Origin of the sequence: Streptomyces sp. NPDC056600, assembly GCF_042792855.1 — a bacterium.
Lineage (GTDB): Bacteria > Actinomycetota > Actinomycetes > Streptomycetales > Streptomycetaceae > Streptomyces.
Genome location: NZ_JBHTVQ010000053.1, coordinates 1 through 12410 on the forward strand (window position 1 = coordinate 1; position 12410 = coordinate 12410).

Consider the following 12410-nt stretch of genomic DNA (forward strand, 5'->3'; position numbering starts at 1 on the left):
GCGCGAGGCCTCGCGCGCGGCGGGCCGGTGGGCCGCATTGTCGGTGGTGTGCGGCACCATCGGAGGTGTGAGGTCCGCGCCGACGATTCTCCATCTCGACATGGACGCCTTCTTCGCCGCCGCGGAGCAGGCGTCCAAGCCGAGCCTGCGCGGCAAGGCGGTGGTGGTCGGCGGGCTGGGGCCGCGCGGCGTGGTGGCCACCGCCTCCTACGAGGCACGCGTCTTCGGGGTGCGGTCCGCGATGCCCACCGCCCAGGCGCGGAGGCTGGCGCCCAACGCCGCGTACCTGTCGCCGCGCTTCTCCCTGTACCGCTCGGTCAGCGACCAGGTGATGGCGCTGCTGCGCGCCCTGTCGCCGCTGGTCGAGCCGCTCAGCCTCGACGAGGCGTTCGTCGACCTCGAGGCCGGCGGCGTCGCCCACGACTCCGCCTCCGCCCTGCGGGCGGGCGAGCGGCTGCGCGAGGACATCCGCGCGGTCACCGGACTCACCGGATCGGTGGGGCTCGCCGCGTCGAAGATGCTGGCGAAGATCGCCTCCGAGGAGGCCAAGCCGGACGGCCTGGTGCTGATCGAACCGGGGACGGAGCGGGAACTGCTGGCGCCGATGCCGGTGCGGACCCTGCCCGGCGTGGGGCCCGCCACCGGCGACCACCTGCGCCGCGCGGGCATCACCACCGTGGGGGAGCTCGCCGAGGCCGGTGAGGACGAGTTGGTGCGGCTGGTGGGCAAGGCCCACGGACAGGGCCTGTACGCCATGGCGCTGGCCCTCGACACCCGGCCGGTGGTGGCCGAGCGGGAGACCAAGTCGGTGTCCGTGGAGGACACCTACGACGTGGACATCCACGACCGGGTGCGGATCCAGGTGGAGGTCCGGCGGCTCGCCGACCGCTGCGTGCGCAGACTGCGCGACGGCGGCCACGCGGGGCGCACCATCCAGCTGAAGGTGCGGCGCTACGACTTCTCCACGCTGACCCGCTCGGAGACCCTGCGCGGTCCGACGGACGATGCCGCGGTGGTTCAGGAGGCGGCGGCGCGGCTGCTGGAGGGGGTCGACACGACCGGCGGGGTGCGCCTGCTGGGAGTCGGCGTCTCGGGCCTCGCCGACTTCACGCAGGAGGACCTCTTCGCCCAAGCCGCGCAGGCCGCGCAGGCCGCGCAGGCCGCGCAGGCAGCCGAGGCCGCGCAGGCCGCCCCTGCTGCCCGTGAGGCGCCCGCGGGGGAGGGTGCCGGAGGAGAGCGGAAGGCCGGCGGTTCCGCGGTCGAGGACGACGCGGCGTACCGGTCGCCGCCCGGGCGGGAGCCGTCGGTCGAGCGGCCGGCGCCGCGGTGGCCCGCCGGGCACGACGTACGGCACGCGGTGCACGGACACGGCTGGGTCCAGGGCAGCGGGCTGGGACGCGTCACGGTGCGCTTCGAGACGCCCACGTCACCGGCGCCCGGGAGGGTGCGGACCTTCGCGGTCGACGATCCCGAGCTGGAGCCCGCCGACCCGTTGCCCCTGGTCGAGGCGGAGCCCGAGGCGGCTGCCGGGGGTCAGGACGATGCCGCTTCGTCCGGGACCGGGGCGAGCCCGGCGAAACCGGTCGCGGCGGCCGCCGGTGGCGGGAAGGACGACGGGGCGTCCGGCTGAGACGGCGGCCCGCCGGCCCGGCCCGGCCGGACGGCGGCGAGGATCAGGCGTCCTCCTGGTCGGGCAGGTGGCCGAAGTCGCGGTCGGGGATCGCGGCGGGAGGCTCGACGTCGAAGCCGTAGTGACGGTAGAGGGAGAGTTCCTGCTCGGGGGAGAGGTGGCGGCCCACCCCGTAGCCGGGGGCGTCCTTGATGTGGGCGCGGCCGTAGGGGACGCGCAGCGCGCCCTCGACCAGTTCGCTCGTCTCCAGCGGGACGAAGACGTCGCGGCCGAAGAGCCCGGTCCGCACCGCCGCCCATTCGGGGGAACCGGTGGCGTCGTCGAGGTACACCTCGTCGACCGTGCCGATGCGGTTGCCGTCGCAGTCGAACGCCTTGCGGCCTATCAGGCTCCGGGGATCGATGTCTGTCCGCACGTTCCCTCCTTCTGGTCGCAGCTCGCTGACGCAGCACATCCGTCGGGACCACCAAAGTGCACTTTCCGGGCGGCGGCCACTCGAAAGCCCACTCCACAGCCTCGCTGGTAGGCTGGGCAGTGGCTGCTGACCCCGCGCGGGAGAGTCCTCCGAGAGTCTTCGGAGGCGCCGAAGGAGCAAATCCTCCCCGGAATCTCTCAGGCACACGTACCGCGCGGACGAGGTCACTCTGGAAAGCAGAGCGGCGCCGGTCCTCCGGATGTCCGCCGCTCTCACCGACGGTGAAAGCCGGGCGCCTCGGGCGGCCGGTGAAGCTCTCAGGTCGTGATGACAGAGGGGGAGGCCGTCGGGCACCCCACAGCCGTGGTGCCCCCCGAAGGTCGCGCAAGACCAGGAGGCCTCCGCCCATGACTGCCCCTCGCACCCCGCTCTCCCAGCTCGAGCAGGGCATCCCCTTCGAGCAGCGTCACATCGGCCCCGACGAGGGCTCCCGCGCCAAGATGCTGGCGCAGGTCGGCTACGGCTCGCTCGACGAGCTGACCGCCGCCGCGGTGCCCGACGTGATCAAGAACGCCGACGACCTCGACCTGCCGGGCGCGCGCACCGAGGCCGAGGTGCTGGCCGAACTGCGGGAGCTCGCCGACCGTAACCAGGTCCTCGCCCCGATGATCGGCCTGGGCTACCACGGCACCTTCACCCCGCCGGTGATCCTGCGCAACGTGATGGAGAACCCGGCCTGGTACACGGCGTACACGCCCTACCAGCCGGAGATCTCCCAGGGGCGGCTCGAGGCGCTGCTCAACTTCCAGACCATGGTCGCCGACCTGACGGGTCTGCCCACCTCCGGCGCCTCGCTGCTCGACGAGGGCACCGCGGCCGCCGAGGCCATGGCCCTGTCGCGCCGGGTCGGCAAGAAGAAGAACGGCCTGTTCCTGGTCGACGCCGACGCGCTGCCGCAGACCGTCGCCGTGATCGAGACCCGCGCCGAGCCGACCGGGGTCGAGGTCGTCGTCGCCGACCTCTCCCAGGGCATCCCCGCCGAGATCGCCGGCCGCGAGATCAACGGCGTGCTGATCCAGTACCCCGGCGCCTCCGGCGCGGTCCGCGACATCAAGCCGCTGATCGACCAGGCCCACGAGCTCGGCGCCGTCGTCACCGTCGCCGCCGACCTGCTCGCGCTGACCCTGCTGACCTCGCCGGGCGAGCTCGGCGCGGACATCGCCGTCGGCACCACCCAGCGCTTCGGCGTCCCGATGGGCTTCGGCGGCCCGCACGCCGGCTACATGGCCGTCCGTGAGCAGTTCGCCCGCAACCTGCCCGGCCGCCTCGTCGGCGTCTCGCAGGACGCCGACGGCAACAAGGCCTACCGCCTGGCGCTGCAGACCCGCGAGCAGCACATCCGCCGCGAGAAGGCCACCAGCAACATCTGCACCGCGCAGGTCCTGCTCGCCGTGATGGCCGGCATGTACGCCGTCTACCACGGCCCGGACGGTCTCAAGGGCATCGCCGAGCGCACCCACCGGTATGCCGACATCCTCGCCGCGGGCCTGAAGGCCGGCGGGGTGGAGATCGTCAACGAGGCATGGTTCGACACCGTCACCGCGCGGGTCGAGGGACGGGCCGCCGAGGTCGTCGAGGCCGCCCGCGAGCGGGGCGTCAACCTCCGCCTGGTCGACGCCGACCACCTCTCGGCCGCCTGCGACGAGACCACCGGCCGCGCCGAGCTGGAGGCCGTCTGGGCCGCCTTCGGTGTCGAGGGCGACGTCGAGGCGCTGGACGGCACGGCCGCCGACGGCCTGTCCGAGGGCCTGCTGCGCACGGACGTCTACCTCACCCACCCGGTGTTCCACCAGCACCGCTCCGAGACGGCCATGCTGCGCTACCTGCGCCGGCTCTCCGACCGCGACTACGCGCTCGACCGCGGCATGATCCCGCTGGGCTCCTGCACCATGAAGCTCAACGCCACCACCGAGATGGAGCCGGTCACCTGGCCCGAGTTCGGCGCGCTGCACCCCTTCGCCCCGGCCGAGCAGGCCGAGGGCTACCTGTCGCTCATCCGCGAGCTGGAGGAGCGCCTCGCCGAGGTCACCGGCTACGACAAGGTCTCCCTGCAGCCCAACGCCGGCTCCCAGGGCGAGCTGGCCGGTCTGCTCGCGGTCCGCGGCTACCACCGGGCCAACGGCGACCTGGACCGCACCGTCTGCCTGATCCCGTCCTCCGCGCACGGCACCAACGCCGCCAGCGCCGTGATGGCGGGCATGAAGGTCGTCGTGGTGAAGACCGCCGACGACGGTGAGATCGACGTCGACGACCTGCGGGCCAAGATCGAGAAGCACCGCGACCAGCTGTCGGTGCTGATGATCACCTACCCCTCGACGCACGGCGTCTTCGAGGAGCACGTGGCCGACATCTGCGCCCAGGTCCACGAGGCCGGCGGCCAGGTGTACGTCGACGGCGCCAACCTCAACGCGCTGGTCGGGCTCGCCAAGCCCGGTCACTTCGGCGGCGACGTCTCGCACCTCAACCTGCACAAGACCTTCTGCATCCCGCACGGCGGCGGCGGCCCCGGCGTCGGCCCGGTGGGCGTGCGCGCGCACCTCGCCCCGTACCTGCCGAACCACCCGCTCCAGCCCGCCGCCGGTCCGGAGACGGGCGTCGGCCCGATCTCGGCGGCTCCGTTCGGCTCCGCGGGCATCCTGCCCATCTCCTGGGCGTACGTCCGCCTGATGGGCGGCGAGGGCCTCAAGCGCGCCACCCAGGTCGCGGTCCTCGCGGCCAACTACGTCGCCAAGCGGCTCGAGCCGCACTACCCGGTGCTGTACACCGGTCCCGGCGGCCTGGTGGCGCACGAGTGCATCATCGACCTGCGCCCGCTGACCAAGGCCACCGGCGTCACGGTCGACGACGTGGCGAAGAGGCTCATCGACTACGGCTTCCACGCCCCGACGATGTCGTTCCCGGTCGCCGGCACGCTGATGATCGAGCCGACCGAGTCCGAGGACCTCGCCGAGCTCGACCGGTTCGTCGAAGCGATGATCGCCATCCGCGCGGAGATCGAGAAGGTCGGCGCCGGCGAGTGGCCGGCCGAGGACAACCCGCTGCGCAACGCCCCGCACACCGCGGCCACGCTGGCCGGCGAGTGGACGCACGCCTACGAGCGGGAGACGGCCGTCTTCCCGGGCGGCGTCTCCATGCCGGACAAGTACTGGCCGCCGGTGCGGCGCATCGACCAGGCGTTCGGCGACCGGAACCTGGTCTGCTCCTGCCCGCCGCTGGACGCGTACGACAACTGAGGGACCGGCTGTCCCTTCCCGCGCGGCGCCGAGCCGCGCGGGGTCAGGGCCGGTGGCGGTGCCGCCACCGGCCCTCCCGCTTTCCCGGCCGGGCTCAGACCGCGGTGGCGAACCGGTGCGGCGCGATGACGCGGCCGTCCGGCAGGAGCTCCCCGGTGTCCTCGAACAGCACGACTCCGTTGCACAGCAGGCTCCAGCCCTGCTCGGGGTGGTGCGCCACGAGGCGGGCGGACTCCCGGTCGGGGGAGTCGGCTGTCGGGCACGGCGGCTGGTGCTGGCACATGGTCGGGTTCTCTCGTTCTGTGGTGGACGCTTCGGCTTTCCTGTCACGGCTGTTCACGGCCGCCCCCCGTATGACGTCGTGCGGACAAGTTTCGCGCTCACGGCGGGCGTTCCGCAGGGTTTTCGCGGTACGCCCCCTCATCGGTTCAGGACGCACCGCCCGTGCGGTCGGTTCGTGCCCCGTGCGTAGATCTTCCGGGTGGTTCGAACGGGTGGTACGGGTCTGGTCACTTCGGGCCCGGCACGCGCCGCGCCCCCACGGCACGGGGGGCCGTGGGGGCGCGGCGCGTGGCGGTGGACGACGCTCAGGCGGCCGGGCGCAGGACCGGCGGCGGGCCCGCCGGGCCCACCCGGCGGGTGAGCAGCGGCAGCAGTTCCTCGACCCGGTGCGGACGGTGGCTGGCGATCCCCGGTGGGGCCGGGGCCAACGGGATCAGCAGGTCCAGGGCGTCGGGCAGCCCGGCCGCGGCGTCCGCCTCGGGGTCCGCGTGCAGCCAGAGCGTCAGCATGTACAGGCCCGGTACGGACAGCAGGCGGGGCTGGTACGGCTGTCCCGCCTCCTCGGCCTGACGCAGGGCGCGTTCGGTCGACATGACGTAGGGGCCCTCGAAGAAGTGGGAGAAGGCCCAGCCCTCGGCCGTCTCCAGGGTCTCCGCGGCGGCCACGGCGTGGTCGCCGGAGCGGATCAGGAAGCGCCACCCGGCGAGCCGGACGACGGGCGTCCCGTCCGCCGTGATTCTGTCCAGGACATGGACCGGCAACGGCAGTTCGGGGTTGAGGGGCCCCTGGGCGCCGCGCAGGGACGGCGTTCGGGGATCACGGACGGCGGCGGGTGTGCCGAGGGCCGCCAGTACGGTGCGCAGGGCGGCGGGCGGTGCCGGAGGGACATGCAGCGGCATGGTGGGTCGCCTCTCTTTCGACAGGCACGGTGGCGCGCGGGCGAGGGGTGGGGCGGGCGCTGTCTGCTGCCAGCTCGAGGGGGTCGGAGAGCCGCGCCGGACCGGTCGGATCACCCGGACCGGGCCGGCCCGATGTCACCTTCGGTGACGGGGCGCACGATCGTGGGCGCACGTGCTTCTCCGCCTCGTTTGCGCAGTTTATACGACCCGTGTTCACGGAGTGTTTCCGCTAGCTGTTTTCCATGTGAACGGCAAGTATTGTTCGCGCCGGAAATCCGTCGGGTTATGTTCCGATTTCCAGGACGCTTCCACGGGGTGACCTCGGGCGACGCCCGAAGCGGGGTCGGCCGGTTTTCGACGGCGTTTTCCCGGGCTTCCGGAACGCCGGAAACCAGGCCCTGGCGCATGCCGTGCGAATGTGCCGAATGGCGCTGGAGGTCAGCCTAACGGTCGGCGGGTCCTCATGGGGACGTTATCGATCGGCCAGGGCGGGCATCATCAGTTGCGGACCGGACGAAGACCCGGGCGACAGACAGACGGACACCGGCCGCACAGGCGGCCACCCATCCGAGGAGGACGCAGCGATGGGGGAGAAGGTCGAGGCAGGGTCGTTCGACCTGTCCGATCGCCAGCGCTACCGGGACAAGCTCCAGCGGTGCCTGGCGGGTCTCGAGCGGTTGCTGAAGGAGAGGCAGTTCGACCGGCCCAAGAATCTCATGGGCCTGGAGATCGAACTCAATCTCGCGGGATCCGACGGCATGCCGCGAATGATGAATGCGGAGGTGCTGGAACGGATCGCCAGCCGTGATTTCCAGACCGAACTCGCGATGTTCAACCTCGAGGTCAACATCGAACCGCACCGGCTCGGCGGGCAGGTATTCGACCAGCTCGCGGAGGAGCTGCGGACATCATTGGCATATGCCCACCGAAAGGCGGGGGAGGTCGACGCCGGGATCGTGATGATCGGCATCCTGCCGACGCTCGAGCGGGACGATCTCATCTCCGCCAACATTTCCGACGTCGATCGTTACACGCTTCTCAACGACCAGATCGTCTCAGCGCGCGGGGAGGACTTCGCGCTCGAGATCGACGGGGTCGAGAAGCTCACCACCACGGCGCGTTCCATCACTCCGGAGGCCGCCTGCACCTCGGTGCAACTGCATCTGCAGGTGACCCCCGAGCGGTTCCCCGACGTGTGGAACGCGGCGCAGGCGATCTCCGCGGCGCAGATCGCGGTGGGCGCCAACTCGCCGTTCCTGTTCGGCAAGGAGCTGTGGCGGGAGTCGCGGCCGCCGCTGTTCCAGCAGTCGACGGACACCCGGCCGCCGGAGCTCCAGGCGCAGGGCGTGCGGCCGCGGACCTGGTTCGGCGAACGATGGGTCTCCTCGGCGGTCGACCTGTTCGAGGAGAACCTGACGTACTTCCCGGCGCTGCTGCCGATCCTGGACGACGAGGACCCGATGGAGGTGCTCGACGCCGGAGGCACGCCCAAGCTCGGCGAGATGGTGCTGCACAACGGCACGGTGTACCGGTGGAACCGGCCGGTGTACGACGTCGCCGACGGGACGGCGCACCTGCGGGTGGAGAACCGGGTGCTGCCGGCCGGGCCGACGGTGATCGACGTGGTGGCCAACGCCGCGTTCTACTACGGGCTGGTGCGCGCCCTCGCCGAGGAGTCGCGACCGGTGTGGACGCGGCTGCCGTTCGAGTCGGCGGCGGCCAACTTCGAGGCGGCCTGCCGCTACGGGATCGACGCGCGGTTCGAGTGGCCGCGGCGGGGACGCATGGGCGGCACGCAGCAGGTCGAGGCGGTCACCCTGGTGCTCGAGGAGCTGCTGCCGCTGGCGCACGCGGGTCTCGAGGCATGGGGGATCGAACCGGCCGACCGCGAGCTGTACCTCGGAGTGATCGAGGAACGGTGCCGCCGGAGGGTGAACGGCGCCTCCTGGCAGGCGGCGGTGTTCCACACGGCCCTCGAGCGCGGGATGTCGCGGCAGGAGGCGCTGGCCGCGATGACCCGCCGGTACGCGCAGCTCCAGTGGGAGGGACAGCCGGTCCACACCTGGCCGCTGGGCCTGCCGGAGCCCGGGGAGGGGTAGGTCCCACCCCCGCCGCGCCGCCCACCCGTCGCGCCACCCACGCGCCGCCCCCCTGACGCCGCCCCCGGGCCGCGTCAGGGGGGCGGCGCGTCGGCGTGTCGTCGGGGCTCTGGCAAGCTGTGGGGCCTGTGGTGCGTGCGGACGGAGGCGCGGGTGACGGGGACGACGGGGACGGGGTCCGGGATCGGGGTCGAGACGGTGCCGCGGCGGATGCTGCGGGACGAGACGTTGCTGGTGCTCGCCGTCTCCCTCGGCGCGAGCGCCGTGGCGGCGGTCATCAGCTTCGTCGGGTCGCTGACCCGGCCCGGCGGCCTGAAGGACCAGGCGGCCACCCTCAACGCGTCCGCGGCGCCCGGTCGCCCCTGGCTGGACCTCGCCTGGCAGCTGTTCGGCATCGCCTCCGCGCTCGTCCCCGTGCTGCTGGTCGCCCACTTCCTCACCCGTGAGGGCGGGAGCCTGCGGACCCTCGGCCTCGACCGCACCCGACCGTGGCAGGACCTCGGGCGCGGCGCCGCCGTCGCCGCGGTGATCGGCAGCACGGGCATCGCCTTCTACCTGGCGGCGCGGGGCCTCGGCTTCAACCTCACCGTGGTGCCCGAGGCGCTGCCGGAGGTCTGGTGGAAGTTCCCCGTGCTGATCCTCTCCGCCGCGCAGAACGCGGTGGTGGAGGAGGTCATCGTGCTGGGCTACCTGCTGCACCGGCTGCGCGGCCTCGGCTGGAGCCCGGGCGCCGCGCTGGCCGCCGGCTCGGTGCTGCGCGGGAGTTACCACCTGTACCAGGGCATCGGCGGCTTCATCGGCAACATGGTCATGGGCGTCGTGTTCGTGCTGCTGTACCGGCGGTGGGGCAGGGTGGGACCGCTGGTGGCGGCCCACACGCTGCTCGACGTCGGCGCGTTCGTCGGGTACGCGCTGCTCGCCGGGCGGGTGGACTGGCTGCCCACCGCCTGACCCGCCCGGTCAGGGGGCGGGTGCGAGGAGCTCGCCCTCGACGACGGTGACGGCCCGCCCGGTCAGCAGGGTCCGGTCGCCGCGTACCTCGGTGCGCACCAGGCCCGAACGGGCCGACGCCTGGAGGCCGGTGAGGTCCGGGCGGCCCAGGCGCTCCGCCCAGAAGGGGGCGAGGGCGGTGTGGGCGCTGCCGGTCACCGGGTCCTCGTCGATGCCGACCCTGGGGAAGAAGCACCGAGAGACGAAGTCGTGGCCGGCGGCCGGGTCCGCGGGGCGGGTCGTCGCGATGACGCCGCGCTCCGAACAGCGGGCCAGCGTCTTGAAGTCGGGGCTCAGCGCGAGGAGGGTGCGTTCGTCGGCGACCTCGACCAGCAGGTCGCCCACGTCCGGGCCGGTGTCCAGGACCGTCAGCGGCTCCGCGCCGAGGGCTTCGGCCAGCTCGGCCGGGGCCTTCGCCGGGGTCAGCGGGGCGGTCGGGAAGTCGAGGGTGATCCAGCCGTCCTTGGCCGGTGTCGCGGTCAGGACGCCGCTGAGCGTGGCGAACCGGACCGGCCCCTGGTGGGCGCCGGTGGTGTGCAGGACGTGCGCGGTGGCGAGGGTGGCGTGCCCGCACATCCTCACCTCGGTGGCCGGGGTGAACCAGCGCAGGGCCCAGTCCGCCTCGCCGCCGCCGGGCAGCGGGTGGGCGAAGGCGGTTTCCGCCTGGTTCATCTCCAGCGCGACGTTCTGCAGCCAGGCGTCGTCGGGGAAGGCGTCGAGCAGGAGGACCCCGGCGGGGTTCCCTGCGAACGGGCGGTCGGTGAAGGCGTCGACGAGTCGGATACGCATGCCAGGACGTTAGCCGGGCCCCGGCGGGGTGCGACAAGGCCAATCGCGGGCGGGTGGACCCGGTGGCGCCGGGCCGCCGGGTCCACGGGGGCACGGGCAGGGCCCCGCCCGAGGCGTGAGACAGCAGCCATCGAGGATGACGGTGCTGTCACCTGCTGTCATCATGTGTCGGTGCGTGACTCAGGAATCGGTGTGGTGCGGTCCGGGAAGGGCGCGGGACTCACTCTCGCCGTCCTGTCCGCGGTGACCTTCGGCGGATCGGGTGTGGCGGCGAAACCGCTGATCGAGGCGGGGCTCGCCCCGCTGGAGGTGGTCTGGCTGCGGATCACCGGGGCGGCCCTGGTGCTGCTGCCGGTGGCCTGGCGGCACCGGGACCTGCTGCGGCGACGGCCCCTGATGCTGCTCGGCTTCGGCATGTTCGCCGTGGCGGGCGTCCAGGCCGCGTACTTCGCGGCGATCTCACGGGTCCCGGTCGGCGTGGCCATGCTGGTGGAGTACCTGGCGCCCGCGCTGGTGCTCGGCTGGGTGCGGTTCGTGCAGCGGCGTCAGGTCGCCCGCGCGGCCGCGCTGGGCGTCGCGCTGGCGGTGGCGGGACTCGCCTGCGTGGTGGAGATCTGGTCGGGGCTCGGCTTCGACCCCCTCGGCCTGCTCCTGGCGTTCGGGGCGGCCTGCTGCCAGGTCGCCTACTTCGTCCTCGCCGACCACGGATCCGACGGGGAGCGCGAGGCGCCCGACCCGCTCGGCATGATCGCCTTCGGGCTGCTCGTGGGCTGCCTGGCGATCACCCTGCCGGCGCGGCCGTGGGCGATGGACTGGCAGGTGCTGACCGGGACCGTCGACATGAACGGCGCCGCGGTGCGGGCGTGGGTGCTGGTGGGGTGGATCGTCCTCGTCTCCACGGTGCTCGCCTACCTCACCGGCGTGCTCTCGGTACGGCGGCTGTCGCCGGCGGTCGCGGGCGTGGTCGCCTGCCTCGAGGCCGTGGTGGCCTCCGCGGCGGCCTGGCTGCTGCTCGGCGAGAACCTGGGGGCGGTGCAGATCGCGGGCGGCGTGCTGGTGCTGGTCGGCGCGTTGATCGCCCAGTCGTCCGCCCCGGCCACGCCGGCGGCGGAGCCGGTGGCCGGCGGGACCGGGACGGTCGCCGCCGCCACCGAACCCGAGGCGAGGGTCGGGGACGCCGGGCGGCCCTGAGGTCCGTCCGCGGTGACTCCGTGACGTCGGCGTGCCCTGCTGTCCGGCCGCGCGGTGACCGGGGGGTCGGGCCGTGGAGGAACGGGGCCCTCCACGGCCCTCGGGGGGCAGGCCGGCACGGCCGCGATGTCAGGCCAGCACGGCCGCGATGTGGGGCGGCAGTTCCGCGCCGGGGACCAGGGCCTCGTCGGGGAGCGGGGCCTCGTAGCCCTTGCGGAGGGGGAGGACGCCCGCCCAGTGGGGGAGGCCCAGGTCCTCGGGTTCGTCGTTGACGCCGCCGGTGCGGATCTTGGCGGAGACCTCGGTCAGGTCCACCCGCACCACGGCCGTGGCGGCCAGCTCCTTCTTGTTCGCGGGACGGCTCTGCGCCGAGCGGCCCGGGACCACGTGGTCGACCAGGGCGTCGAGCGCCGCGCGCCGCTCCTCGGGGTCGGTGACCTGGTGGGCCGTGCCGTGCACCACCACCGAGCGGTAGTTGACCGAGTGGTGGAAGGCCGAGCGGGCCAGGACCACGCCGTCGACATGGGTGACCGTCACGCAGACCGGCATCCCCGGCTCCTCGCCGTGCGCCTCCCCGGCGCCCCGCATCGGGCGCGAACCGGTGGAGCCGTGCAGGTAGAGCCGCTCGCCGACCCGCGCGTAGATCGTCGGCAGCACCACCGGGGCGTCACCGCGGACGAATCCGAGGTGGCAGACCCAGCCCTCGTCGAGGATCGCGTGCACCACGTCCTTGTCGTACGAGGCGCGCTGCGGCGCCCGGGTCGGGACGGTGCGCTCGGTGGGCGTGTACTGCTCCCCCTGCATGGCGTTCTCCATTGTACT

At 73.2% G+C, this 12410-nt stretch carries 10 protein-coding genes and 1 riboswitch; of the genes, 5 read left to right on the forward strand and 5 right to left on the reverse strand.

Annotated elements, in window-relative coordinates:
- Positions 1–67: 67 nt before the first annotated feature.
- On the forward strand, positions 68–1630 hold the full coding sequence (locus ACFRAV_RS23775) for a DNA polymerase IV (RefSeq protein ID WP_382558323.1): 1563 nt from the start codon (positions 68–70) through the stop codon (positions 1628–1630).
- A 43-nt stretch (positions 1631–1673) separates the two neighbouring features.
- Here ACFRAV_RS23775 and ACFRAV_RS23780 read toward each other — a convergent pair whose 3' ends face one another.
- Positions 1674–2045 carry a PRC-barrel domain-containing protein gene (locus tag ACFRAV_RS23780; RefSeq protein ID WP_351118297.1) on the reverse strand — a complete coding sequence of 124 codons (372 nt, stop codon included), beginning with the start codon at positions 2043–2045 and terminating at the stop codon, positions 1674–1676.
- 127 nt (positions 2046–2172) lie between these two features.
- Positions 2173–2268: riboswitch (glycine riboswitch) on the forward strand.
- Positions 2269–2452: 184 nt separating this feature from the next.
- Between ACFRAV_RS23780 and gcvP the strand changes: the two genes are divergently transcribed.
- A complete protein-coding gene (gene gcvP, locus ACFRAV_RS23785; protein ID WP_382558282.1) occupies positions 2453–5338 on the forward strand; it encodes an aminomethyl-transferring glycine dehydrogenase in 2886 nt (961 codons plus the stop codon).
- A gap of 94 nt (positions 5339–5432) precedes the next feature.
- Here the strand turns inward: gcvP and ACFRAV_RS23790 are convergent, their stop codons facing one another.
- Complete coding sequence (locus tag ACFRAV_RS23790; RefSeq protein WP_351118295.1) at positions 5433–5621, reverse strand: DUF5999 family protein; 189 nt, start codon at positions 5619–5621, stop codon at positions 5433–5435.
- 304 nt (positions 5622–5925) lie between these two features.
- Positions 5926–6519 carry a hypothetical protein gene (locus ACFRAV_RS23795; RefSeq protein WP_382558283.1) on the reverse strand — a complete coding sequence of 198 codons (594 nt, stop codon included), beginning with the start codon at positions 6517–6519 and terminating at the stop codon, positions 5926–5928.
- A 584-nt stretch (positions 6520–7103) separates the two neighbouring features.
- On the opposite strand from ACFRAV_RS23795, the gene ACFRAV_RS23800 reads away from it, so the two are divergent.
- Both ACFRAV_RS23800 and ACFRAV_RS23805 read left to right on the forward strand, forming a co-directional pair.
- A complete protein-coding gene (locus tag ACFRAV_RS23800; RefSeq protein WP_382558284.1) occupies positions 7104–8618 on the forward strand; it encodes a glutamate--cysteine ligase in 1515 nt (504 codons plus the stop codon).
- A gap of 210 nt (positions 8619–8828) precedes the next feature.
- Entirely contained in the window at positions 8829–9569 is a 741-nt protein-coding gene (locus tag ACFRAV_RS23805) for a CPBP family intramembrane glutamic endopeptidase (protein ID WP_382558324.1), read from the forward strand.
- A 9-nt stretch (positions 9570–9578) separates the two neighbouring features.
- Here ACFRAV_RS23805 and ACFRAV_RS23810 read toward each other — a convergent pair whose 3' ends face one another.
- Positions 9579–10397 (reverse strand): PhzF family phenazine biosynthesis protein, encoded by an 819-nt coding sequence (locus tag ACFRAV_RS23810; RefSeq protein WP_382558285.1) that lies wholly within the window; start codon positions 10395–10397, stop codon positions 9579–9581.
- A 165-nt stretch (positions 10398–10562) separates the two neighbouring features.
- Between ACFRAV_RS23810 and ACFRAV_RS23815 the strand changes: the two genes are divergently transcribed.
- A complete protein-coding gene (locus tag ACFRAV_RS23815; protein ID WP_382558286.1) occupies positions 10563–11588 on the forward strand; it encodes a DMT family transporter in 1026 nt (341 codons plus the stop codon).
- A 129-nt stretch (positions 11589–11717) separates the two neighbouring features.
- On the opposite strand, the gene ACFRAV_RS23820 is transcribed toward ACFRAV_RS23815, so the two are convergent.
- The gene (locus ACFRAV_RS23820; protein ID WP_382558287.1) at positions 11718–12404 is read right to left on the reverse strand and encodes a pyridoxamine 5'-phosphate oxidase family protein; all 687 of its coding nucleotides are present in this window, start codon (positions 12402–12404) and stop codon (positions 11718–11720) included.
- Positions 12405–12410 lie beyond the last annotated feature (6 nt).